The organism is Pseudomonas sp. XP2, assembly GCF_053557975.1.
On the sequence record NZ_JBNRIK010000012.1, the window covers coordinates 132037 to 156359 of the forward strand.

The following is a 24323-nucleotide window of genomic DNA, read 5'->3' on the forward strand; positions in this document are numbered from 1 at the left end:
AATAGTGGGGGTTCGATCAGGCCAGTTCCAGGCGCTGGCTACGGGCGTACTGGCGCGCCAAGGCGAGCACGCAAACCAGCGAAATGGTGGCGATCAGGGTGTAGAAGGCTGCCATCGGCCACCATTGGCCGCTGAAGGTATGGGCCAGCCAGGTGCCAATCAGCGGGGTCAGGCCGCCAGCGATCGCGCCGCAGATCTGATAGGCCAGAGAAATGGCGGTGTAGCGCACGCGGGTTGCGAACATGCCGCTGACATAGCCGGCAATCACCGCGTAGAAGGAAGCCATGCAGGCTGCGGCCAGGGCGATGCCAAGCACGATCAACGGGCCCTGGCCCGAGCTGACCAGCACGAACATCGGGTAGGGCGAGGCCATCGCCAGCAGTGCAACCAGCGCCAGGAAGCGCGTCGCGCCGACCTTTTCCGACAGCCACGCCGCAAGCGGCTGCACACAGAACTGGATGATCGCCACAAAGAACAGGCATTCAAGGATCAACGAGCGCTCCAGGTGCAACTGCTGGGTGGTGTAGCTGATCATGAAAGTGTTGGTGAAGTAGACCCCGGCAATGCCCAGGGTGTTGGCGCCGATGCACAGCAACAGCGGGCGCCAGGCGGTGCGCAGCACTTCAAGGACTGGCGCCTGCTCCTTGCGCCGAGCCTTTTGCGCCTGCTCGCGGCTGGCGATGAACTCGGGTGACTCATTCACCCCCAGGCGAATCGCCAGGCCCACCAGCAGCAGCAACGCGCTGGCCAGGAACGGCACGCGCCAGCCCCAGCTCATCAGTTCCTCTTCAGGCAGGCGGGTAACCGCGCCAAAGGCCAGAAGCGACAGAATCAGGCCAGCCGGGCTGCCCAGCTGGGCGAACGAGGCGAAGAAGTTGCGCCGACCTTTGGGCGCATGCTCGCCGGCCATCAATACCGCCCCGCCCCACTCGCCGCCCACGGCAATGCCCTGGACGATGCGTAGCAGGATCAACAGCACCGGCGCGGTGGCGCCGATCTGCGCGTAAGTCGGCAGCAGGCCGATGCACACGGTAACGATGCCCATCATCAGCAGGGTGATGACCAGCGACTTCTTGCGGCCGATTCGGTCGCCCACGTGGCCGAAGACGATGCCGCCCAGCGGCCGGGCGAAGAAGCCCACGGCGAAGGTGCCGAACGCGGCCATGGTGCTGAACAGGCTGTCGTCAGAGGGGAAGAACAAGGCACCGAACACCAGGGCGGCGGCGGTGGCGTAAATGTAGAAGTCGTACCACTCGATCATGGTACCGATGAACGCGGCGGCGGCTGCACGGCGGGGCTGGGCGGAAGCGGTGGGGTTCATGGGGGCTCCTTTGCTTGTTGTTCTGGCAGGAGTTGCTGGGACACGGTGGCGCTCTGGTGGCGCTTGGCCTGCTGGTTCGGTGCTGGCTTGTTCGCGGGCTCGCCCGCTCCCACAGGGGTCGCACCCTGTCTGCAACAGTGCAGTACCTGTGGGACGGGGCAAGCCCGCGAAAAAGCCGCCGCCGACACACCGGGCTTCAATGCATGCGATTTATCGGCCCGGGGCTATGATTAGTCAATTTTCTATTTATTATTCGAACTATTAACCACGCTTATTATCGAGCCCCCGCCATGTCTGACCGCCTGCTCAACGACCGCCTCGACTGGAACCTGCTGCGCACCTTCCGGGTCATCGGCCAGGAGCTGTCCATCAGCCGCGCCGCCGCCCGCCTGCACCTCACCCAACCGGCGGTAAGCCAGGCGCTCAAGCGCCTTGAAGAGCAGCTCGGCCGCCAGCTCATTGCCCGCCGTGGGCCGCGCTTCGTGCTGACAGAAATGGGCGAGCAGCTGTTCCAGCTGGCCGGCGAGGTGTATGGGCAAATGTCGCAGATCGGCGGCTTGCTGGAGCAACCGGCGGACGAAGTGGTGGGCAAAGTGCGCCTGCTGATGATCAGCCGCATCGTCAGCGAACGCTTCGACAACTTCCTCGCCGACTTCCACCGCCAGCGCCCGCGAGTGGAACTGGAAATCGACGTGATGCGCAGCTCCGACATCGTCGCCGCCCTGCAGGAAAAAACCGCCACGGCGGGCCTTAGCCTCACCCGGCGTGCACAGCCACGGCTGGAACAGCGGCTGTTCCTGCGCCAACGCTATGCGTTTTTCTGTGGCAAGCACCATGCCCTGTTTGGCCAGGCCGAAGGCGACCTGCAACGGGAGAACTTCGTCAGTTTCACCAGCGATCAGATTGGCGGCATGTTGTCGCCGCTGACCATTTTCCGAGACCTGCAAGGGTTCGCCGGGCGGATCGTGGCCTCATCGCCAAGCCTTGAAGAAGTCCGCCGGCTGGTGATCGCCGGGTTTGGCATCGGCTGCCTGCCCGAGCATGTGGTGGCACCGGATGTCGAAGCGGGGTTGCTGTGGAAGCTGGCGCCGCAGGAAGGGATTGCCGATGTGGATATTCACCTGTTGTGGAACAGGGAACAGCGGTTCAGCCGGGCGGAAGAGGTGTTTATCGAGGCGTTGCAGCGTGTCATAACCTAGCGCTTCTGAGCGGCTCCATAGACCTCGCGCGCTCGCGCTTGCCAACCTGCGTGCTTCACTAGAATGGCTTGCATCACTGCAACTCACTTACAGGAGCCATCCCATGAACATCGACCTCGGCGGACGCACCGCCATCATCAGCGGCTCGACCGGCGGTATTGGTCTGGCCATCGCCCGTGGCCTGGCCCGCGTCAATGCCGACGTGGTCATTGCCGGCCGCAGCCAGAAGTCGCTGGACGCCGCCCTCGCCGAAGTGCGCAAGCAAGGTGGGCGTGGCCAGGTGCACGGCGTGGTCGCCGACCTGGGTACCGCCGCCGGTGCCGAAACCCTGTTCGCTGCCCACCCACGGGCCGACATCCTGGTCAACAACCTGGGCATCTACGACGACGTCGACTTCTTCGATGTAGACGACAGCGAGTGGGCGCGCTTCTACGAAACCAACGTGCTCAGCGGTGTGCGCCTGGCCCGCCACTATGCCCCGGGCATGATCGAGAACGGCTGGGGGCGGATCCTGTTCATTTCCTCGGAATCGGGTGTCGCCATTCCTGCCGACATGATCAACTACGGCGTGACCAAGGCCGCCAACCTGGCCGTTTCCCATGGCTTGGCCAAGCGTCTGGCCGGCACCGGGGTTACCGTGAACGCAGTGCTGCCGGGCCCGACCCTGACCGATGGCGTGACCGCGATGGTGGCCGATGCAGCCAAGGCTTCCGGGCGCAGCATTCGTGAAGAGGCGGACAACTTCGTCCGCACCGCGCGGCCAAGCTCGATCATCCAGCGCGTCGCCGATGTCGATGAGGTTGCCCACCTGGTGGTGTACCTCGCCTCCCCTTATTCCTCCGCCACCACCGGCGCGGCCCTGCGGGTCGACGGCGGCGTGGTCGACAGCCTCGCTATCTGAATTCAACTGGCGGCATTCGGGGAAAACTTGGATCCCATTCTATGAGAGGGTATGCTGCGCAATAGCTATACGCCACTATCCAGGCAGGTTTGACGCCTGCCTTCAAGGACGAAGCCTTTGCCCAGCCACCCAACCCGCCATACCATCGCCCGACAGTGGCAGCTGCTCAAGTTGCTGCCCGGCCGCCACCCCGGGATGAGCTCTACCCAGTTGCAGGCCGCCCTGACAACCGTGGGCCATACCACCAGCAAACGCACCGTCGAACGCGACCTGGTCGAGCTTGCCGCGTTGTTCCCGTTGCAGTGCAACAGTAAAGGCATGCCTTACGGCTGGTACTGGCAACCGGGCCTGAGCCTGAGCGAAGCGCAGCAGCTGCAACCCGACGTGCTTACCCCCCCGGACCACGTTGAACTGCATGCCTGGGTCGATGACGCGCTGGCCCGCCGCCTGGAACAATCACCCCTGTCAGCAGACATGCAACTGACACCGCAAGCGAGCGGCGGCGCCGTGCTGGTCGCTACCGTGGCCGACAACCGGGCGCTGATGGGCTGGCTGCTGTCCCAAGCAGGTTCTATCCGCATCCAGGCCCCGCTGGCGCTGCGTGTGGCCATGCTCGAACAGCTGCGCCAGAGCCTGGCACTGCACGATGGCAGTTATTGACTGGCAAGCAAAATTCATTGTCAGGCGGGGCCGTCTGTGGCCCCGGTAATCTCACAAGAAAGTGAACACTTGCGAAGCCGGCAAGCGTGATTTGTTCAGCCCGGCGTTGAAGTCCGACTCGCTGCGATAACCCAGGCTGAGGATCACCACACTGGTAAAGCCACGCTCACGCAAGCCCAGCTCAGCATCGAGCACCTTGCTGTCGAAGCCTTCGATCGGGGTTGCATCCAGACCATGCGCCGCTGCCCCCAGCAGCGCCGTACCCAAGGCCAGGTAAGTCTGCTTTTCCATCCAGTGCTGCACGTCCTTCTGGTCATAGCGGTGCAGGTTGACGTAATGGCGGCGGCTCTGGTTTTGCCCGGCGCGGGCTTGCTCGTCACGGAAACGGCCATCGGCAGCCTCTTGATCAAGCACCGCATTGAGGTGCGCTTCGGTCATTTCGGTGCGGGTGCAGAATACGATCACGTGCGACGCATCGAGGAGCTTGGGTGTGTTGTAGGCAAAACCCTCGTTGGTACTCTTTGCCAGGCGGGCCTTGCCTTCGGCGGTATCAGCAACGATGAAGTGCCACGGCTGTGAGTTGACCGAGGACGGGCTGTGGCGCAGCTGTTCAAGCAAGGCATCGACAGTGGCCTGGGGAATACGGCGCGAGGCATCGTAGGCTTTGGTGGTGTAGCGGCGCTTGGCCAGCGAGACGGTATCCATGCAACAACTCCGGGAATCAACGGTGTATGTGGCGTGTATCTTATCTTTCCAGTACAAAAGAAAAACCGGCACAATGCAGCAACACTTTCATCCACGGAGTGAAAATGCAACATGCTGCGTATTGCCGACCTCGAACTGTTTGCCCGCAGCAGCGTACTGGGCAGCTTCACAGCCGCCGCCCATGAAGCCGGCCTGCTGCCGGGCCAGGTGGCCGCAGCAATCAAGCGCCTGGAGCGCGACCTCGATGTACGCCTGTTCGCCCGCACCACGCGCAGCCTGCGCCTGACCGCCGAGGGCGAGCGCTACCTGCCCACCGCGCTGAATGTGCTGGAGAGCTTGCGCCAGGGCCATGAAGACCTGCATGGCAACCCCAATACCCTGCGCGGCACCCTGCAGGTGTCGGCACCTTCCGACATGGGCCGCAACATGTTGCTGCCCTGGCTCAGCGCTTTTCGCCGCGAGCACCCGGCATTGCAACTGCGTTTCTTCCTGTCCGACCAGATTGCCGACCTCAACCGCGACCCGGTGGATGTGGCCATCCGCTATGGCCTGAACCAGGATGCCAACTACATCGCTCTGCCATTGGCCGACTGGAACCGCAGAGTGCTGGTCGCATCGCCCGACTACCTGGCCCGCCACGGCCGCCCGCTCAGCCCCGACGCCCTGCAGCAACACGCCTGCCTGCTGTACATGCAGCACAACCGGGTATACGACAAGTGGCAGCTGGGCAACCGTACCGTGCAGGTGCGCGGGCCGCTGGTCAGTGACGATGCCGACGTCATCCGTCGCCTGGCCATTCAAGGCGAAGGCATCGTCTACAAGTCGTGGCTGGATGTCAGCGCCAACATTGCGGCCGGTGAACTGGAAATCGTCCTGCCCGAACTGCTCGGCGAACCTACCCCGGTCACCTTGGTCTGCCCGCATCGCAAGCAGCTCACACCGGCAGTTTCGCAATTGCACCTGTGGCTGCGCGAGCGCTTCGAGGCCCTGCGTGATCGGGCACTGACCAACGGCTGCACAATCGTTCCAGACTGAGCCGGGGGGTTGCGCTAAGGTAGCCATTTACCCCAACGGCACACGTTCATGAGCAACTGGATCGACCTCAAGCAAGACGCCGATACCGGCATCGAATCGGTCCGGGCGCATTTCGTCGGACATGCCTACGACCCGCACTGGCACGACAGCTTTCTGGTCGGCGTAACCGAGCAGGGCGTGCAGCAGTTCAACTGCCGTCGGGTGCGCCATCGCAGCACGCCGGGGCAGGTATTCTTGCTCGAGCCTGGCGACATCCACGATGGGCTGGCGCCCACCGAAGAAGGCTTCACCTATTCGACGCTGTACCTGCAGCCCGCTTGGCTAGACCAACAGCTGCGGTCGCTGTTCGAGCACACACCGGGCGACAGCCTGCCCAGTTTTGCCGATACCCTGTGCCACGATGAGCGCCTGGCGCGGGCCACCGCCCTCGCCTTCTGCACCGTGCACGACCGGGACTTGCGCATCGTGCGGCAAACGGCCATGGACGACCTGCTGGCCTGTCTGACCCGCCACATGCACTGGCGCCGACGCATCAACCCCGACCCGCGCCTGCCGCTGAGCGCGCAGCGCGCGCGTGATTACCTGCACGCCCACCTGGAGCGCGACGTCGGCCTGGAAGACCTGGCCCAGGCCTGTGGCATCGACCGTTTTCGCCTGACCCGTGCATTCAAGGCCGCGTTCGGCATTGCACCGCATGCCTACCTGATCCAGCTGCGCCTGGCCCGGGCACGGCGCCTGCTCGCCCAGGGCCAGACGCCTGCCGATGTGGCCGTGGCCTTGGGCTTCGCCGACCAGAGCCACTTGGGGCGCTGGTTCCGTCGGGCCTACCGGCTGACCCCTGCCGACTACCGCAGGCGCTGCTCAAACCTTCCAGACTGAACCCCTGAAGGCAGCGAGCATGGTGCTTCGATTTTCCGGAGCCATGAACCATGTCGCAGTCGTTGTTGCCTTTCATTCTGTTCGCCCTGGTTGCCAGCATCAGCCCGGGGCCGACCAACCTGCTGATCCTGGTCCATGGCGCGCGCGCAGGTTTGCGCGCGAGCCTGGTGCCAATCGTGGCGGCCTGTGGCGCGGCAGCGGCAATCGTGTTGATGGTCGGTCTAGGGCTGGGTGAGCTGCTCCTGCGTCACCCCTTGGCCCAACAGCTGATGAGCTGGGCCGGCGTGTTGTGGCTAAGCTGGCTGGCGTGGAAGATGCTGCGCAGTGCCGCCACCCCCTTGCAAGCGGCCACCGCGCAAGGGCTCAGTGCTTTCAGCGCCGCATCGCTGCAGGTGGTGAACCCCAAGGTGTGGCTGATGGCTGTGGCGGTGGTCGGGGTATTTGCAGCGCCGTCATTGCCGGTGTGGCAACTGGCGCTGGTATTTTTGCTGATCGCCCTGCCGTGCATGGCAGCCTGGGCGGTGCTGGGGGTGGGGAGCGCCAGGTGGTTGCAGGCACCGCGGCGGTTGCAGCTGTTCAACCAGGTGTTGGCGGGGGTGCTGTTGATTTCTGCCTGGGCTGCCGTACTGGCTTGAAGATCAAGCGGTATCCCCTCGGGTCTACGGGGCACCTGAAGGAGCGGCCTTGTGTCGCGATCGGGGCGCGCAGCGGCCCCAAGATGTCAGCTTCGCCGCAGACATTGCCGGGGCCGCTTTGCGGCCCATCGCGGCACAAGGCCGCTCCTACAAAAAGCCCGCTGGCCATTGGGTCAGTGCGTCAGCGCCTCGCGGAAGCGCCGGGTGCTGGCAACAGCCATTACCAGCCCGACCACCGCCACGCTACCGCCCACCAGGCCGATATCCGCCACATCCATCTGGCTGCTGACAATACTGCCCAGCAGCGCACCGCCCCCAATCCCGATGTTGTAGATACCCGAGAACAGCGCCATGGCCACATCGGTGGCATCGGATGCCAGCTTCAACGTCTTGGACTGCAGCGACAGGCTGAAGCTGAGGATCGCCACACCCCAGAACATGCTCAGCGCCGCGAACGCGTAGAAATTGCCCGACAGGGGCAACATCAGCAACAGGCATGCGGCGAGCAAGCCGATCGAGCCTACCAGGAAGCCATGGGGGAAACGGTCACCGTAGCGGCTGAACAGCAATGAACCGAATACCCCGGCACCGCCGAACAGCAACAACAACAGCGTGGTGCGCTCACCGCCAATCTGCGCCACGTGCAGGGCAAACGGTTCGATATAGCTATAGGCGGTGAACTGAGCGGTAATCACCAGCGTCACCAGCAGGTAGGTAATCACCAGCGCCGGGCGCTTGAACAGGATTGGCAGGCTGCGCAACGAGCCCGAGTTCTGGCTGGGCAGCAGCGGCAGCGACTTCATCAGGCACAGCATGGTGGCCAGCGCGACCCCGGCAATGCTAAGGAAGGTAACACGCCAGCCCAGCGCCTCGCCCACCACGCGACCCAACGGAATGCCCAAAACCATGGCCAGGGTGGTACCGGTGGCCAGCAGGCCCAGCGCCTTGGCCTGCTGGCCAGGTGGCGCCACGCGTACTGCCAACGAGGCGGTAATGGCCCAGAACACCGCATGCGACAGGGCGATGCCGATACGGCTGACCAGCAGCATGGCAAAGCTCTGCGACAGCCACGACAGCAAGTGGCTGACGATGAACACCAGGAACACGAACAACAGCAGGCGCCGCCGTTCGATGTTGCGGGTCAGCAGCATCATCGGCAGCGAGGCCAGCGCCACCACCCAGGCATAGATGGTCAGCATCAGCCCGACCTGGGCGGTGCTCATGTCGAAGCTGCGGCCAATGTCACTGAGCAACGCCACCGGGACGAACTCGGTGGTGTTGAAGATGAAGGCCGCCAGGGCCAGGGCGATGACGCTCAGCCAGCTGCCGCTGCCGGCCGCGGGCGGCATGTGGGTGGGTATGGGTCCGTTCATGGGTGGAAAACGCTTCTCCGCAGACAAGGCAACAGTTCGCACGCCAGCCACCCGCTTGCAGGGGTGCCGACGTACGCGCTGTTATTGATAGGAATGCACGGCATGGTACGCGTCAACCCGGGGCCTCACAACCGCAAGGCAGGCAGAAGGAGTACCATGCGCGCTTTGTGTGAAACGCGTGTGCAACAAGGAGCCCGATCCGCTCATGGACAAGCAGCACCCCCAGCAGCAGTGGCAGCAGGCAGTCATTGCCTATGCCCAGGCCGTCAATGACTACGTCGCGCAGGGCCGTGCGCAAGGCTGGGACAATCTTGAAGAGCCGCAGGCGCCAGCCACCGGGCACCTGCTGGACGCCTGGCTGACAGCCCTGCAGGCAGCCAATCACCCTGGCGCCGACGAACAACAGCGTCGAGCCTTCCGCGAAGCCTGGCCACCTGCGCACCACCCCCTGGTACCGTTGCTCGAAGACCACGGCCAAGGCATCAGCAATGTCCTGCTGCTGGAGGATGGCAGCCTGCTGGCACGCATCGGCATGCCTTACGACAAGGGCCATGTGGTGCGTATCGGCCACCAAGAGGTAACCCCGGTCATCGGCATCGAACACTTTGGCCGCTGCCCGGCCCGTCGCTACTTCGCCCTGGCCAACGCCGAAGGCGTGCGTGTGACCGATGGCTGGGGCGGCCCACACGTGCAGCGCCTGGCCTGGCCAACCGGGCTGGAGGGGTTGCCGCCAGGTTACCCGTTCGAACCGTTCGACCTGCCGCCCACCCCGACCGCGCTGATCCCCTTCCCGGATGGCCAACGCGTGCTGCTGGTGAGTGCCGAAGGTATCTTCGTGCTGTCCACCGAGGGTGCGACTCGCCTGCTGCCACAGCAGACACGCGTGCTCGATGAATTGGCCGAAGGCACCGACCCGGACGACATCAGCCTGGGGCTGAGCATGGAGCATGGCGCGGTGTCGGCGGATGGCCGGCTGATCGTGGTGGGTGAGCAAGGCAGCCGGCACCTGGTGCTGGACGCGCAACTCAGGCTGCTGGCGGACATCGGCCCTGGCAGCGAGTACCCGCACTTCGCGTTGTTCAACCGCGCGGGTGACCACCTGGCCCTCAATGCCTGTCATTTCTACAGCGGCGCCACGTTGGGGGTAAACGTCGCCGATTTGCCGGGGCTGGAAACCGACTACTACAGCCAGGACCCACGTACCCCACTGCTGCAGGATGGCGCGCGGGTATACGCCGGCGTAGCGCGTAATGGCGAGTACATTGTGGGGGATGCCTATGGCTACCTGCGGGCGTTTGGCGAGGACGGTACGGAACACTGGCAGCATTACCTGGGCTCGACCATCAGTGCGATGGATATCAGCGCCGACGGGCAAACGCTGGTGGCGGCTAGCCACGCGGGGGTGGTGTCGGTAATTGCGCTGGATAACGGGCGGCCTGAATGGCAGATCGGCACCGGGGCACATGGCGAGGTGCGGCGGTGGTTGTTCTGGCGGGGGTGGGACAAGGCGATGGTCTGGTAACAGAACCAGGATTTGTTGCAGCCTGTACTGGCCCCTTCGCGGGTGAACCCGCTCCCACGGGACCGCACATAGCGTGAATGCCGTGGTGCAACTGTGGGAGCGGGTTTACCCGCGAAGAGGCCAGGACAGGCAGCCGATCAATCAGCCTTGCAACGTGGCCATGTCGATCACGAACCGGTACTTGACATCACCGGCGATCATCCGCTCATACGCCTGGTTGATGTTACGGATATCCAGCATCTCGATATCGCAGCGGATGTCGTGCTCGGCGCAGAAGTCCAGCACTTCCTGGGTCTCGGCGATGCCACCGATCAACGACCCCGCCAGCACCCGGCGCTTCAACACCAGGTTGGCCGCATGCACGGGCGGGTCGATCGGTTCGATCAGGCCAACCAGGATGTGCACACCATCGAACTTCAGCGTTTCCAGGTACGGGTTGAGATCGTGTTGCACCGGAATGGTATCGAGCAGGAAATCGAAACGACCAGCTGCGGCGTGCATCTGCTCGGGGTCGGTGGACACGATCACATGGTCGGCACCCTGGCGACGGGCTTCCTCAGCCTTGGCCTGGGAGCGAGTGAACAGGGTCACTTCCGCACCCAGAGCCTTGGCCAGCTTGATGCCCATGTGGCCCAGCCCGCCCATGCCGAGGATGCCGACCTTGTGGCCCGGACCGACGCCGTGATGCTTGAGCGGCGAATAGGTGGTAATGCCGGCGCACAGTATAGGTGCGGCGCTGGGCAGGTCCATGCCGGCCGGGATGCGCAGCACGAAGTGCTCGCTGACCACGATGCTGCTGGAGTAACCGCCCATGGTGTTGCTGCCGTCGACCCGGTCCGGGGTGGCGTAGGTCATGGTCGGGCCTTCCGAGCAGTATTGCTCCAGGTCCTTGGCGCAGGCTTCGCAATGGCGGCACGCGTCGACCATGCAGCCGACGCCAACCAAGTCACCCACCTTGTGTGCGGTGACCTTGGCGCCCACCGCCGTGACCCGGCCAATGATCTCGTGGCCAGGCATCAGCGGGTACACGGCAATGCCCCATTCGTTGCGTGCCTGGTGGATGTCGGAGTGGCATACGCCGCAGTACAGGATGTCGATGGCGACGTCGTCCGGGCGCGGGCTGCGGCGCTCGAAGGTCATGGGGGCCAGAGGGCTGGAAGGGGTTTGGGCGGCGTAACCGATGGCGGTATACATGCAGGTCCTCGCAGGGAAGTGAAACGATTCAGGCGACGCATTTTGCGCGTCCAACCGCGTCACGCCCACGGCAGATTCTCCGGCATCCATGCCTGATTATCCGAAGATGCCATCTGATAACTCGCGCCATCCCCTTAATCTGCGATGATTAAGCTGTCTGATCCTCTGCCCTTGGTTTAACATGCAACTGACCCGCCACGTCGACGCCAATTCGCCACTTTGTACGCTGATCCGCAGCCTCGCCACGCGCCCGGGCTTTGTGCCCACGCACCTGCCCCAGGTACAGGTGCTGAGCTGGGACCACTATGTGGCCAGCAGCCCGCAGATCTACGAACCCAGCCTGATGATCCTGGCCCAGGGCAGCAAGCTGGCGCGCCTGGGGCCGCGCACCCTGGAGTACGGCGCCGGGCATTACCTGGTGCAGGCGTTGTCGGTGCCGTTCATGTGCGAAACCTTCGCCACCCCTGACGCGCCATTGCTGGGCGTGGCGGTGGACATCGACCGTGGCGTGCTGGGTGAACTGGTGCAGAGCATGGGCCTGGTGCCGGACGCTGCAGTACAGGCGCAAACACCGCAATCGATGACCTCGGCGGCACTGGATGCGCCAATGCGTGACAGTGTGGAACGGCTGCTGCACTGCCTGCAGGACCCGCTTGATGCCAAGGTGCTGGGCCCGGCGCGCGTACGTGAGGTGCTGTATACCGCGCTGCGCGGCCCGCAGGCCGGTGTGTTGCGAGCACTGGTGGAGCAACAGGGGCATTTTGCCCGCATCGGCGCCGCCCTCGCCCACCTGCGCGAGCACTACGCCGAGCCGCTGAGCGTGGAGGCACTGGCCGCGCGGGCCAACATGAGCGTTTCGACCTTCCATGAACACTTCAAGCGCTGCACCGACATGGCACCGATGCAGTACCTCAAGCGCTTGCGGCTACTCAAGGCGCAGCAGATGCTGATCGGTGAAGGCCTGGGGGTGGCGCAAACAGCGCACCGGGTGGGTTACCAGAGCACCTCGCAGTTCAGCCGCGAGTACAAGCGCCAGTTCGAGCGCAGCCCGGGGGATGAACAGCCCTATCAGAGCTTGCCTGTGTAGCGAAGCCAGTTATCAAGCATGCTCGATCACTGTGGGAGCGGGCGCGCCCGCGAAGCAGACAACGCGGTGGATGGCACCGGCTATGCCGGTGTTCGCGGGTGCGCCCACACACAATGGTCGCATGCGCTTCATGTTTGCCGTTCGACCATGGCGATAATGGCGGCCTTGAGCTCAGCCTTGGCCTGCCCGGCTTCCAGCTCTCCCGCTGCAGCCGCCTGGGACAGCGCATCCGCTGCCCCGACCAGCAGGCGCATGCCGGCAACCCCTACATTGCCGCTGGGCGAAAACCCGGCCAAGGCTTCGCGGCACTTGTCCAGGAACGGCTGCTCGTACGCCCGTTTCAGCGCCTCCAGTTCCGGCGACCCGGCCAGCGCTGCCGACACCCCGGGTATCTCCCGGCCCTGGCTCATCACGCAGTCCACGTAGGCCTCGGCAATCACCCGGGCGCGGCTGGCCAAGCTGGCTTCACAGCTGGCCAAGGCTTGCGCCAGCATCTGCGACTGACGCGCATCGTATTCCTGGTACAGCGCCATCAGCAGCCCGTTGCGGGTCTCGAAATGGTCATAGACCACCGGCTTGGTTACCCCCGCCTGTTCAGCCAGGCGGCCCAGGCTCAAGGCATCGGTACCCTCCTCCCGCACCAATTGCCAGGCCATGTCCAGCAACTGCCTGCGTCGGTCGTCGCGGCTCAGGCGCTTGCGGGAACGGGCTTGATCGTTGCTTGACATCGATTACCTACCAAAAGTAACTTACTAAGAGTAACTTACCTGGAGTATATAACGCTTCAGGCTACCCTGCACCGTTGAATGGAGAGCCACCATGCACGCTCTGATCGTCGTCGGTCACCATGACCCGCAATCCCTCACCCACGCGCTGGCCCGGCAGGTTGCCGACGGCCTGGCCAGCGTCGGCCACAGCAGCGAAATCGCCGACCTGGCCAGCGAAGGCTTCGACCCCCGCTTCAGCCTGGCAGACCATGCCGTGCACCGCCGGCTGGCAGCACCGCCGGCTGATGTACTCAACGAGCAGGCACGCATCGAGCGCGCCGATGCCCTGGTGCTGGTCTATCCGGTCTACTGGTGGTCACTGCCGGCCCTGCTCAAGGGCTGGGTCGAACGGGTATTCAGCAATGGCTGGGCGTTCGACTATGAAGAAGGCGCCACGGTGAAGAAATTGCGTGGCATGAAGGTTCACCTGATCGGCGTTGCGGGTGCCGATACAGGCACCTTCGAACGGCACGGGTATGGCGAGGCGATGCGCGTGCAGATCGAGCACGGCATCTTCGACTATTGCGGCGCCGAGGTACTCAGTTCCACCTTGCTGGATGACAGCGAAGGGCCTGACCAGCTTCCCCACTTGCACCATGCACACGCCTTGGGCAAAAAACTGTTTGCAGATTGCCAGGCCGCAGCCTGAACTGTGCGCAGTGCCGCTACTCAAGTAGCGGCAGCTCGGTTCTGCACACCGGCCCATTGCAGGAAATCAGATGACCCGGCTACCATTGAGAACGATTCACACTCACAACCGGAAGCCAGGCGTTGGACAGCACATCGACCCGTAAACTGGGCTTTTTCTTCAGCGACCACCATCGCTGGTTGCTCCAGCACATCCACAAACGCCTGCGCAACCACGCCGACGCCGAGGACACCGCCGCCGAAGCGTTCTGCCAGATGCTCGGTGCACGCGTCGATCCAGACAGCATCCAGCAGCCTCGCGCCTACCTAACCGTCATCGCCCGTCGGCTGATCTTCGACCGCCATCGCCGTCGCCAGCTCGAGCAGGCCTACCTGGAACACCTGGCGCGGCTGCCGGAGGCCGTAGCGCCATCGGCCGAGGAGCAACTGCTGCTGATCGAGGCCCTGGTGAGCATCGATCAGGCACTGGACGGCTTGCCGGCACTCGTCAAAGCCACCTTCCTCTTTAGCCAGCTCGATGGCATGCACTACGCCGACATCGCGACAAAGCTGCAGATCAGCGAACGCTCTGTCAGCCGCTACATGAAACAGGCGTTGCGCCAATGTTACCTGTGTGAGCTGCAGGCATGAGCAGGCCTGCCCTGGACCGGGTCAGCGAGCAAGCCATCGACTGGATGGTCGAGCTCAGGGCCGCTACGCCTGACCCGGCGCTGCTGCAACGAGTCAGGCTGTGGCTGCAGCAAGACCCCGCTCACCAACAAGCCTGGAACCGCCTGGAGCAACGCCTTGGCCATCCATTCGCCGCGTTGCTCGCCCTGGATCAACGTGCCCCTGGCCAAGCAGCAGAGGCACGCCGATTGCTGATGCAGCCTACTCGCTCACGGCGTGAGGTACTTGGCGCCATGGCCAGTCTGGGGCTGTTCGGCGCGGCGCTGTGGGGTGGATGGCGCAGCGACACCGCCCAAGGCTGGCTGGCCGACCTGCACACAGGCCGTGGCGAGCGGCGCAGCTTCACCTTGGCAGACGGCAGCCGCCTGAGCCTGAACAGCGCCAGTGCGGTAGACGTACAGTTCGATGCCGGGCAGCGTCTTCTGATGCTGCGTCACGGCGAGTTGCTGATTCAGGTTGCACGCGATCCATTGCGGCCTTTGCGCGTGCGTACCGCACAAGGGCAAGTACAGGCTTTGGGGACACGGTTTCTGGTCAGCCAGGAACAAGACGCCACCCGGGTCGTGGTGCTGCAGCACAGTGTCCGCGCCAGTCTGGCCGATGGACAGTGGGCGGAGCTGCACCAAGGGCAGGCTGCCCTGCTGCGCAGCAACACCATAGAACGGCTGACGGGCGAGCAACAGCAACGGGCTGCATGGCTTGAGGGCCGCCTTGAGGTCCTCGACCAGCCCCTGCATGTAGTGGTTGACGCGCTGCGCCCCTACCTGCGCGGCTACATCCGGCTCGCCCCAGCGACACGCGATCTGCGGGTACAGGGCGTATTTCCTCTGGACCAGCCACAGCAGGCGTTCAAAGCGTTGGCCGAGGCCCTGCCAATCAGCGTGGCGCGCTATGGCCCGTGGCTGATATTGATCGACGTGAAAACCGCTTGATAAAAATATTTATCGAAATCATTCGCAATCGTGGCAAGTTTTCTTTGCTCATCCCACATACCTCCTGACAGCCACTTTATTCGGGAGTAATCCGTGTACAACCCCTTGCCCCGCGCTCTGCCCCTGGTCGCTGCCCTGGTCAGCTACAACGTGCTTGCCCAGGCGCAAACCCAAGTGTTCGACCTGCCACCCGCCAGCCTGGCTCACACGCTCAACCGCATCGCCAGCCAGAGCGGCCACATCATCGCGCTGGAGCCAGCACTGGTGCGCGGCAAGCAGGCACCTGCCGTGGTCGGCCAGATGAGTGCCGAGCAGGCCATGCAAGCTGCGCTGGCCGGCAGCGGCTTGCAGTTGCGGGTTTCCGCCGAGGGCCATTTCAGTGTGGCGCCCGGCAACCTGGGCAGCGACGTCATGGAGCTGGGCAGCACCAGCATCACCGACAACTATGTGGATGCAACCAGCGAAGGCACCGGGTCGTATGCTGCCCGCGCGGTGACCCTGGGCAAAGGCACGCATACCCTCAAAGAGATTCCCCAATCTGTCACTGTCATCACGCGCAAGCAACTGGATGACCAGGGCATCACCGACTTGCAGGACGCGCTTAACCACACCACGGGCATTGTAGGCGCGCAGGGCATTGGCCCTGGCGTGGTCGTGACCTCGCGTGGCTTTCAGATTGATGACTGGCAGTACGACGGTGTGCCGATTCCGCGAAACAACTATTCGCTGGGCAACTGGGCAACCCAGGACCTGGTGTTCTTCGACCGCGTGGAAGTGCTGCGTGGTGCTTCGGGCCTGTTGCAAGGTACAGGCAGCCCAGGTGGTGCGATCAACCTGGTGCGCAAGCGGGGCCAAGCGGCGCCGACCGTTACGCTGACAGGCAAAGCCGGCTCGTGGGACCACTATGGCCTGCAACTGGATGCCGGCGGCCCGCTGACGACCGACGGCCGTGTGCGCGGGCGGCTTGTCGCTGACGAAGACCAAAGCGACAGCTTCATCGACTATGTCTGGAGCAAAAACCATTCGCTGTACGGTGCGCTGGACATCGACCTGACCGATGCGACGACAGTGGGCGGCGGCATAAGTTACAACCGTCAGCAGTCCCGGCCGATGCTGCGCGGCCTCCCACGCTACGCCAATGGTAAACCGGTCGAACTACCGCGTTCGACTTACACCGGCGCCCGCTGGAGCCGCGCAGAAACCGACGTCACCACGTACTACCTGGACCTTGAACACCGCTTCAACGATGACTGGACCTTCAAGGCCGCTGCCGTGCGCATGGATGAAACCAACACATCCACCCACCAGCGCGTGCAGAGCACCCGCCAAGGCGTTGCGCCTGACGGCAGCGGCATCACCTACGCCGACTGGCTCACCGATTTTCACTCGACCAAACTGGGCCTGGACATGAACGTGGTGGGCCACTTCGACACAGGTTCGCTGGCCCATGAGATCACCGTGGGTGGCAACTATTCCAAGCTGACCTCGGATGATGCCTACTGGCGCAACTTCGACGCAGGCGGCAACATCTTCGACATCGACCATGACCGCCCGGAACCCAGCCGCGACAGCGTCTTCGAGGGCGAACTGGCACGTGCCAACAGGGCCAGCTACGACATCCGCCAGAAAGGCCTGTACGGCGCCTGGCGCATCAAGCCTACCCAGGATCTGACATTGATCCTCGGCACGCGTGTCAGCTGGTTCGACTACAGCTGGGATTCGATCGACTTTGACAGCCTGACCGACCCTGGTACCCGCTACCCGACCAGTCGCATGACCGAAACGGGCCAAGTCACCCCTTATGCCGGCTTTGTCTACGACCTGACCCGCGAATGGGCCTGGTACGCCAGCTACACCGACGTGTTCGTACCGCAAACCGAACGCGCTGTGGGCAATACGCCGCTCAAACCGGTGATCGGCAGCAACTACGAAACGGGCTTGAAAGGCGAACTGCTCGACGGCCGGGTCAATGCCTCGATCGCACTGTTCCGCTACGACCAGGAAAACCGCGCCGTCACCGACGTAGCCTCGGGCTTCGCTTGCGATGACTGGTACTGCTCCACCGCAGCGGGCAAGGTGCGCAGCCAAGGCGTTGAAGCCGAAATCAGCGGCGAAGTGCTGAGTGGCCTGCAACTGTTCGCAGGCTACACCTACAACACCACCAAGTTCCTCGATGACCCTGACGACAAAGGCCGCACCTTCAGCCAGTGGACACCCAAGCACATGCTGCGCGCATGGGCCGATTACACCCTGCCACTGGACGGCCAGCGCTGGAGCACCGGCCTGGGCTTCACCACCCAGAGCCACACCCTCGGCTACGAGCGTACCTACACCGTGCCTGGCTATACCGTCTGGAGCGCACGCCTGGCCTACCAGCTAACCTCCGAAGTGAACCTTGCCGTGAACGCCAACAACCTGTTCGACAAGAAGTACTGGGTTGCAGGCTTCAACCAGCTCAATGGCAGCAACAATTATGGCGAGCCACGCAATTTCATGCTGACGGTCAAGTACACCCCGCAACTCTGACCCTGGGTCAGTCTGCCAGCGGCCACTGCGCCAAGGGCCAGTAAGCGCCCTTGCGCGACTCGTAGAGCGTGAAGTGGCGCGCGCTGAGGTAGAACTCCGGCGCGCTGCTGGCCTCGGGTGGTTGCCCGTGGTAATCCCTGGACAGGGTCAAGTGCGGCCGATACTCACGGTTGGCCGCCTCCACCCCCAACGGCAGCAGTGCCTGCTGCAAGCCGTACACCAGTTGCAACAGGGCCGGCGGTGTCTGCTGTGCCTCCAGCACCAACGCGCCGGCCCGCTGCCACACCTGCAAACGGTCAAGCAACAGCCGCGGTGCCAGAGTTGGCAACGTCAGTTGATCGACTGCCGCACAGATCGCCGGCACCTGTGCGGTATCCACATCGCCGAGGAACAACAGCGTGACATGGAAGTTGGCCGCGGGGACGGGTTTGCCGCTGCGCAGGTTCAGCGCCCGGCGCCACTGAGCCAAGGCATGGCGCTGGGCATCGCTGACCGGCAAGGCGAAGAACAGCCGTTTGAACGGGCTACCGCTGGGGCGTATATCCTGAACCATACCAACTCCCTGACATGAAACGTTTGCGCAAGACTGTAGGGCATTACACCAATGTCGCCCCGGTGTTTCGTAACAATAAGTACAAACTACCCCCATGATTGTTTATGCTGGCGAGCTTATGCCATGACGCATGGCCATTTTTCGACAAGTAAACGTCCATGAAAATTGCACTCGTACTTATCTTCGCCCTCTCGATTGCCTACGTGCACCTGCGCGGTCGGGTTCGCCACAAATTGACTCGCCAGCTGGGCGACCACTCCAGCTTCCTCGCCCCGGTCAACAGTTTCCTGTACCTGTTTTCCAAGCTCCCGGCCAAGCCGTACTTGCCGGTCGAAGCCTTCCCCGAACTGAAGCCGCTGCAAGACCACTGGCAGGAAATCCGCGAGGAAGGCCGCCAGTTGCTGCACGTGGGCGAAATCAAGAAGTCCGACAACTACGATGACGTCGGTTTCAACTCGTTTTTCAAGACTGGCTGGAAGCGCTTCTACCTGAAGTGGTACGGCGAAAGCCACCCTTCGGCGATGGCCCTCTGCCCACGCACCACCGAACTGCTGCAAAGCATCGGCACGGTCAAGGCTGCCATGTTCGCTACCCTGCCGCCGGGCGCCAAGCTGGTGCGCCACCGTGACCCGTATGCCGGCTCGTACCGCTATCACCTGGGCCTGGACACGCCGAACGATGACGGTTGCTACATCGACGTGGACGGCGAGAAATACTCATGGCGCGATGGCGAGGGCGTGATCTTCGACGAGACCTACATCCACTACGCGGCGAACACGACCGAGCACAACCGCATCATCCTGTTCTGTGACGTCGAGCGCCCGCTCAAGTACCGCTGGGCCACTGCGTTCAACCGCTGGTTCAGCCGCAACGTCATGGCCGCCGCCGCCGCGCCCAACGGTGCCGGCGACAAGACCGGCGGTATCAACCGGTTGTTCACCCGCATCTACAAGATCCGTGAACGCGGCAAAGCGCTGAAGAAGCGCAACCGCCTGCGCTACTACGTGGAAAAGTGGGCGGTGGTTGCAGCGCTGGTGCTGGTGTTCATCTACATTTGAAGGCTCAACGCGCCCACAAGTGCTGCTGCACACCCACCAAAGTACAAGCCTCGCAGGTGTCACTCTTCGACTAGCCTGAAAGCTCCACTCGCAACCACCACAAGGTGAAGACGATGAGCATGATGGACTGGGACGCCTACCGTAAGCAGTTGATGGCCGGCATCGGCGATCTCAAGCAACTCTCCCCCGACACCGTGGCCGGTTACATGACCGCCAGCGGTGCAGGGGCCAAGACCAACCACCTCGACGCCAAGACGCGTGAGTTGATCTCACTGGCCGTGGCCGTGACCACCCGTTGCGACGGCTGCATCGCCGTGCATTCGCAGCAGGCGGTCAAGCACGGGGCCAGCCGCGAGGAAATTGCCGAAGCCCTCGGCGTCGCCGTGGCGATGAACGCCGGTGCTGCGCTGGTGTACTCGGCGCGAGCCATGGATGCGGTGGGCAAGGCCAACGGCTAGGCCCAAACGGCGTCGTCGCCCTTGCGCGACGGCGCCGCGCCCCACAGACTTGGCGGCCCAGCCCTTGCAGGAGCCCGCATGATCCACGTTCGCCCTATGACAGCCGAAGACTTCGAGCGCTTCTGGCCCACCTTCCAGGCCATTGTCCAGGCCCGTGAAACCTACGCCTTTGACCCCGAGCTGAGCATCGATCAGGCCCGCCAGCTGTGGCTGGAGCTGCCATTGCACACGCTGCTGGCCGAAGAAGATGGCGAGCTGCTGGGTTCTTATTATCTTAAGGCCAATGCCGCCGGGCCTGGCGCGCACGTGGGCAATTGCGGCTATATGGTGTGCGAACAGGCACGCGGCCGAGGTGTGGCACGCCTGATGTGCGAGCACTCGCAGAAGCTGGCGCGCCAGGAGGGCTTTCTGGCCCTGCAGTTCAACTCGGTAGTGGCCAGCAATGAAGTTGCGGTGGCACTGTGGCACAGGCTGGGATTTGAAACGGTCGGCCGCTTGCCCAAGGCTTATCGCCATGCCCGCCTGGGGCTGGTGGACTGCCTGGTGATGTACAAGTGGCTGGCAGAGGAGCCGGTGGTGGAGAAACCACCGCTGCTGATCGGGCGCAAGAACATCGAGGCACGGGTGTCGCGGCGTCGCGGGCGCTAACCTTCTCTCGCAGGTTCGGCCCCTTCGCGGGCTTGCCCGCTCCCACAAGTACTGCGCAGCACCTAAAGGCTGTGCGGTCCCTGTGGGAGCGGGTTCACCCGCGAAGAGGCCGGGCCTGCTAAACGCTCAGCTTCAGAACGCCAAGCCCACCTTTACACCAAACTCGTCACGCTTGAGCTTGGTGTTGTCTGCCACTGGCGAATCTTCGTCCAGCTTGTATTCGGTGCGGGTGTAGTACACCCCGGCCTGCACCGGCAAAGCGCCCTGCTGGTTCATCAGCAACGTCACTTCGGCGTACGGGTTGGTGCGGTCTTTGAGGTCGACCGTGTCGCTGCCAAAGTCGTCCACTTTCAGCCGCGCACGGCCGTCCAGGGTGTGGCGCGCGCCCACTTCAACCCGCAGGGTCGAGGCGTCGAACTGGTGGTTGTAGCCCAGCGCCGCCTTGGCAAAGGGCGACTTCACGGTGAGCTTGGTATCAAGGTCGTTGATTTCCGGCTCGAAGCGCGACCAGCTGTAGCCGCCGCCCACGGTCACATCGACGAAGTTGCGAGCGTCCAGCGCCGCACGCCAGCCAAGGTCCAGGTCAGCCTGGGCTTCCTTGAGCTTGTTGTCGTTCTTCTTGCCGTATTTGGCTTCGGCGCCGATTTGGTAGATGAAACCGGATTCGGCTGTCAGCTTGTTGCCGAAGGTGGCGAACACACCGCCCTGGCCCATGTGTTCCTTGTCGCTTTCACTGCCACCTTCGAACTTGAACTTGTCGTAGGCGCCCTGCAGACCGATGGTGAACAGCGGGTCGGTGCTGGGTGCGGCGGTGGCGGCCAGCGGTGCGGCGATCAAGGCGAGCAGGCAGGTGTGGCGCAACAGATGACGAGCAGGCATGCGTAAAGTCTCCATGACTTGGTAACGAAAGACGAACGCGCGGTTCGAGACAAACGCCACACGAAAAGTTCGAAAAAAAATCAGTAAAAACACGCAACCCTGTGTTTTATCGGCGTATTCATGGCACGCCAACATTTGACGCCTTAGCCTTTCAGTGGTCAGATGCGCGCCAGTTTCAGGTGCCCTTCGCCGCCGCGCGCAGGGTGAAACGGGAAGCCGGTGCGTCATGTTACCCATGACAAGTCCGGCGCTGCCCCCGCAACGGTAAGCGAGTGAACCCTTCGAGATACCACTGTGCACGTGCATGGGAAGGTGAAGGTTTCATGCCCCTCGCAAGCCCGGAGACCGGCCTGGAGCTTCACTTGGCAACCCGCGGTGGGCGGGCGCAGGCCGGAATCCGTGCGCGCGCCTGCCTGCATGGTTCGCCTTTGCGTGTTTTCCACCGGGATCCATTCATTCCTGCAGCAGTGGAACGACATGTCCCGTATGTTCAAGCTTCACCCCCTGGCGGCCTGCCTGGCCGTCGCCCTCCCGGCCCTGGCCGATGGCCATGACCGGCAGCCCTTGGCCTTGCCTTCCACGGCCATCACCGACACCCTCGACAGCCGCACCCTCGACCTGGCCACGCCGACCCAGGCAGGCTCGCGCCTCGGCCTCAGTGCCCTGGAAACACCGGCCAGCACCAGCAGCATCAGCGCCGAGCAGATTCAGCAGCGCAACAACCTCACCGTGCAGGATGCGGTGACGCGGTCGCCGGGCATCACCTTCGTCGGCTCCCCCGGCGACGGCGGCACAGGCCTGTCCGCCCGCGGCTTTGCCGGTCACAGTTCGGTGATGACCCTGTTCGACGGCGCACGCCTGTACACCGGTGCCGGCACCCAGACGTTCCCGGTCGACCCGTGGATGGTCGAGCGTATCGATGTCATTCGCGGCCCGGCTTCGGTTCTGCATGGCGAAGGCGCCACCGGCGCGGTGATCAACGTGATCCCGAAAAAACCGTTTGCCGGCGAGGTGCGCAACCACCTGCGCCTGGGCTACGGCTCGTGGGACCGCCAGCAGCTCGGCCTGGACAGCGGCGGCAGCCTCAGCGAGCGCCTTAGCTATCGCCTGACCCTTAACCAGCAGGCCGGCAACGGCTGGGTCGACCGCACCACATCGCGCAGCCTGGCCCTGAGTGCCGCGCTGCGTTTCGATGCCAGTGACGACCTCAGTTTCACCCTTGCCCACGACCGTGGTGATGCAGAGCCTGCCAACTACTACGGCACCCCGCTGATCGACGGCCACTACCGCAGCAGCCTGCGCAATAAAAACTACAACGTGCAGAACGACGTGCAGCACTACGTCGATGAGTGGACCCGGCTGACCACGGACTGGACGCTGAACGACCACGTCAGCGCCAGCAACCAGCTGTACTACATCAAAAGCCGCCGCCACTGGCGCAATGCCGAAGACTACAGCTGGGACGCCGAGCGCCAGCAATTGCAGCGCGGCAGCTACCTGGAGATCAAGCACAACCAGGAACAGTTCGGCGACCGCCAGACCTTCACCTTTGACCACAGGCTGTTCGGCCTTGCCAGCAAGACCGTGGTCGGCGCGGAATACAACAAGGTCCGCTTCAACGTCGACAGCAACGCGCCCTACAACGATGTGGGCGGTGACTACATCGACCCATGGCAGCCAGAACCGGGCGGGTTCCACAGCGCCTCGCCACTGCGCCCGCAAACCTTGTCCAGCACCCACACCTTCGCTCTGTTCGCCGAGAACCGCTTGCAGCTGAGCGACCGGCTGTCGCTGGTCACTGGGGTGCGCCGCGACCAGAACCACATCGACCGCACCAACCTGGCCAACGACAACCGCAGCGACCGCAGCCTGCAAGGTGGCAACTGGCGCGCCGGGCTGGTGTTCGCAGTCACCGATGACTTGGCGCTGTACGGGCAGTACTCCACCAGCCAGGAGGGGGTCAACAACCTCATCAGCCTCAGCCCCACCCAGATGCACTATGACCTGACCGAGGCGAAACAGACCGAGGTTGGCCTCAAGCAGCGCTTCTGGAACGGCCGTGGCGAATGGACGCTGGCCGCCTACCACATCGTCAAAAAGAAGCTGCTGGTGGACGACCCGATCACCCACGAGAAACAACAGGCTGGGCAGCAGACGTCCGATGGCCTTGAGGCAACCCTGGAACTGGCACTGGCGCATCAGTGGCAGGTGTCGGCCAATGCATCGCTGGTACGCGCCAGGTATGACGATTTCGACGAGATGGTCGGCGGTGTAGCGCAGGACCGTGCCGGCAACCGGCCGGCCAACGTGCCACGGCGTACCGCCAACCTGTGGCTGAGCAAAGGCTTCGGCCAGCAGGTAGAGGCCGGCGTGGGTGTGCGCTACGTGGATGAGCGTTATGCCGATACTGCCAATTCCCAACGTGCCCCCGGCTACGCCGTGGTCGATGCCAACATCGCCTGGCAGGTGCTGCCGGATGTGAAGTTGGGGTTGCAGTTGAACAACCTGTCTGATCGTGAATATGTGCAGTCGGCGTTCAGTGGGCAGCAGTGGTTGATGGGGATGCCACGATCGTACTTTGCGACGGTTGATTACACCTTCTGACCTGAGTTGCCTGTAACGGCCTCTTCGCAGCACCAGGCTGCTCCTACCAGTCACCACCGACCGGTAGGAA

Annotated in this window: 23 protein-coding genes and 1 riboswitch; of the genes, 16 read left to right on the forward strand and 7 right to left on the reverse strand. The window is 63.5% G+C overall.

Features of this window, described 5'->3' with window-relative positions:
* Positions 1 to 16 precede the first annotated feature (16 nt).
* A complete protein-coding gene (locus ACK1VC_RS15155; RefSeq protein WP_095114839.1) occupies positions 17 to 1321 on the reverse strand; it encodes an MFS transporter in 1305 nt (434 codons plus the stop codon).
* A 290-nt stretch (positions 1322 to 1611) separates the two neighbouring features.
* Between ACK1VC_RS15155 and ACK1VC_RS15160 the strand changes: the two genes are divergently transcribed.
* From ACK1VC_RS15160 to ACK1VC_RS15170, 3 genes are all read left to right on the forward strand, one after another.
* Entirely contained in the window at positions 1612 to 2520 is a 909-nt protein-coding gene (locus tag ACK1VC_RS15160) for a LysR family transcriptional regulator (protein ID WP_070086463.1), read from the forward strand.
* A 103-nt stretch (positions 2521 to 2623) separates the two neighbouring features.
* Positions 2624 to 3421, forward strand: a complete 798-nt coding sequence (locus ACK1VC_RS15165; RefSeq protein ID WP_191087489.1) for an SDR family NAD(P)-dependent oxidoreductase — start codon at positions 2624 to 2626, stop codon at positions 3419 to 3421.
* Positions 3422 to 3538: 117 nt separating this feature from the next.
* A complete protein-coding gene (locus ACK1VC_RS15170) occupies positions 3539 to 4081 on the forward strand; it encodes a WYL domain-containing protein (protein ID WP_023048832.1) in 543 nt (180 codons plus the stop codon).
* Between the two features lie 51 nt (positions 4082 to 4132).
* Here the strand turns inward: ACK1VC_RS15170 and nfsB are convergent, their stop codons facing one another.
* On the reverse strand, positions 4133 to 4786 hold the full coding sequence (gene nfsB / locus ACK1VC_RS15175) for an oxygen-insensitive NAD(P)H nitroreductase (protein ID WP_095114837.1): 654 nt from the start codon (positions 4784 to 4786) through the stop codon (positions 4133 to 4135).
* Between the two features lie 111 nt (positions 4787 to 4897).
* Between nfsB and ACK1VC_RS15180 the strand changes: the two genes are divergently transcribed.
* The 3 genes from ACK1VC_RS15180 to ACK1VC_RS15190 are packed head-to-tail and all read left to right on the forward strand — an operon-like array spanning position 4898 to position 7335.
* A complete protein-coding gene (locus tag ACK1VC_RS15180) occupies positions 4898 to 5821 on the forward strand; it encodes a LysR family transcriptional regulator (RefSeq protein ID WP_016486010.1) in 924 nt (307 codons plus the stop codon).
* Between the two features lie 48 nt (positions 5822 to 5869).
* Positions 5870 to 6700, forward strand: coding sequence for an AraC family transcriptional regulator (locus ACK1VC_RS15185; protein ID WP_016486009.1), 831 nt, complete (start codon positions 5870 to 5872; stop codon positions 6698 to 6700).
* Between the two features lie 50 nt (positions 6701 to 6750).
* Positions 6751 to 7335, forward strand: coding sequence for a LysE family translocator (locus tag ACK1VC_RS15190; RefSeq protein WP_191087488.1), 585 nt, complete (start codon positions 6751 to 6753; stop codon positions 7333 to 7335).
* Positions 7336 to 7508: 173 nt separating this feature from the next.
* Here the strand turns inward: ACK1VC_RS15190 and ACK1VC_RS15195 are convergent, their stop codons facing one another.
* A complete protein-coding gene (locus ACK1VC_RS15195; protein WP_449117976.1) occupies positions 7509 to 8708 on the reverse strand; it encodes a sugar transporter in 1200 nt (399 codons plus the stop codon).
* A 205-nt stretch (positions 8709 to 8913) separates the two neighbouring features.
* On the opposite strand from ACK1VC_RS15195, the gene ACK1VC_RS15200 reads away from it, so the two are divergent.
* Positions 8914 to 10230, forward strand: coding sequence for a hypothetical protein (locus ACK1VC_RS15200; protein WP_145914430.1), 1317 nt, complete (start codon positions 8914 to 8916; stop codon positions 10228 to 10230).
* 141 nt (positions 10231 to 10371) lie between these two features.
* On the opposite strand, the gene calA is transcribed toward ACK1VC_RS15200, so the two are convergent.
* Positions 10372 to 11424 (reverse strand): vanillin reductase, encoded by a 1053-nt coding sequence (calA, locus tag ACK1VC_RS15205; RefSeq protein ID WP_060518776.1) that lies wholly within the window; start codon positions 11422 to 11424, stop codon positions 10372 to 10374.
* 181 nt (positions 11425 to 11605) lie between these two features.
* On the opposite strand from calA, the gene ACK1VC_RS15210 reads away from it, so the two are divergent.
* A complete protein-coding gene (locus ACK1VC_RS15210; RefSeq protein ID WP_060518777.1) occupies positions 11606 to 12511 on the forward strand; it encodes an AraC family transcriptional regulator in 906 nt (301 codons plus the stop codon).
* Between the two features lie 128 nt (positions 12512 to 12639).
* Here the strand turns inward: ACK1VC_RS15210 and ACK1VC_RS15215 are convergent, their stop codons facing one another.
* Positions 12640 to 13239, reverse strand: a complete 600-nt coding sequence (locus ACK1VC_RS15215; RefSeq protein ID WP_016486003.1) for a TetR/AcrR family transcriptional regulator — start codon at positions 13237 to 13239, stop codon at positions 12640 to 12642.
* 91 nt (positions 13240 to 13330) lie between these two features.
* On the opposite strand from ACK1VC_RS15215, the gene ACK1VC_RS15220 reads away from it, so the two are divergent.
* The 4 genes from ACK1VC_RS15220 to ACK1VC_RS15235 all read left to right on the forward strand — a co-directional run bounded on the left by ACK1VC_RS15220 (position 13331) and on the right by ACK1VC_RS15235 (position 18053).
* Positions 13331 to 13927 (forward strand): NAD(P)H-dependent oxidoreductase, encoded by a 597-nt coding sequence (locus ACK1VC_RS15220; protein ID WP_016486002.1) that lies wholly within the window; start codon positions 13331 to 13333, stop codon positions 13925 to 13927.
* A gap of 122 nt (positions 13928 to 14049) precedes the next feature.
* On the forward strand, positions 14050 to 14556 hold the full coding sequence (locus ACK1VC_RS15225; protein WP_016486001.1) for a sigma-70 family RNA polymerase sigma factor: 507 nt from the start codon (positions 14050 to 14052) through the stop codon (positions 14554 to 14556).
* Positions 14553 to 15527, forward strand: a complete 975-nt coding sequence (locus tag ACK1VC_RS15230; protein ID WP_191087486.1) for a FecR domain-containing protein — start codon at positions 14553 to 14555, stop codon at positions 15525 to 15527. Before ACK1VC_RS15225 ends, ACK1VC_RS15230 begins: the two co-directional genes overlap by 4 nt.
* A gap of 93 nt (positions 15528 to 15620) precedes the next feature.
* Entirely contained in the window at positions 15621 to 18053 is a 2433-nt protein-coding gene (locus tag ACK1VC_RS15235; RefSeq protein ID WP_095114833.1) for a TonB-dependent siderophore receptor, read from the forward strand.
* A gap of 7 nt (positions 18054 to 18060) precedes the next feature.
* On the opposite strand, the gene thpR is transcribed toward ACK1VC_RS15235, so the two are convergent.
* The gene (thpR, locus tag ACK1VC_RS15240) at positions 18061 to 18606 is read right to left on the reverse strand and encodes an RNA 2',3'-cyclic phosphodiesterase (protein ID WP_095114832.1); all 546 of its coding nucleotides are present in this window, start codon (positions 18604 to 18606) and stop codon (positions 18061 to 18063) included.
* Between the two features lie 158 nt (positions 18607 to 18764).
* Here thpR and lpxO point away from each other — a divergent pair, with 158 nt between their 5' ends.
* The 3 genes from lpxO to ACK1VC_RS15255 all read left to right on the forward strand — a co-directional run bounded on the left by lpxO (position 18765) and on the right by ACK1VC_RS15255 (position 20770).
* Positions 18765 to 19664 (forward strand): lipid A hydroxylase LpxO, encoded by a 900-nt coding sequence (gene lpxO, locus ACK1VC_RS15245; protein WP_060518784.1) that lies wholly within the window; start codon positions 18765 to 18767, stop codon positions 19662 to 19664.
* Positions 19665 to 19777: 113 nt separating this feature from the next.
* On the forward strand, positions 19778 to 20122 hold the full coding sequence (locus tag ACK1VC_RS15250; protein ID WP_013973174.1) for a carboxymuconolactone decarboxylase family protein: 345 nt from the start codon (positions 19778 to 19780) through the stop codon (positions 20120 to 20122).
* 78 nt (positions 20123 to 20200) lie between these two features.
* Positions 20201 to 20770, forward strand: a complete 570-nt coding sequence (locus ACK1VC_RS15255; protein ID WP_060518786.1) for a GNAT family N-acetyltransferase — start codon at positions 20201 to 20203, stop codon at positions 20768 to 20770.
* A 132-nt stretch (positions 20771 to 20902) separates the two neighbouring features.
* Here ACK1VC_RS15255 and ACK1VC_RS15260 read toward each other — a convergent pair whose 3' ends face one another.
* On the reverse strand, positions 20903 to 21649 hold the full coding sequence (locus ACK1VC_RS15260; RefSeq protein ID WP_016485995.1) for an outer membrane beta-barrel protein: 747 nt from the start codon (positions 21647 to 21649) through the stop codon (positions 20903 to 20905).
* A gap of 160 nt (positions 21650 to 21809) precedes the next feature.
* Positions 21810 to 22017: riboswitch (cobalamin riboswitch) on the forward strand.
* A 109-nt stretch (positions 22018 to 22126) separates the two neighbouring features.
* Between ACK1VC_RS15260 and ACK1VC_RS15265 the strand changes: the two genes are divergently transcribed.
* On the forward strand, positions 22127 to 24253 hold the full coding sequence (locus tag ACK1VC_RS15265; protein ID WP_191087485.1) for a TonB-dependent receptor: 2127 nt from the start codon (positions 22127 to 22129) through the stop codon (positions 24251 to 24253).
* The last annotated feature ends 70 nt before the right edge of the window (positions 24254 to 24323 follow it).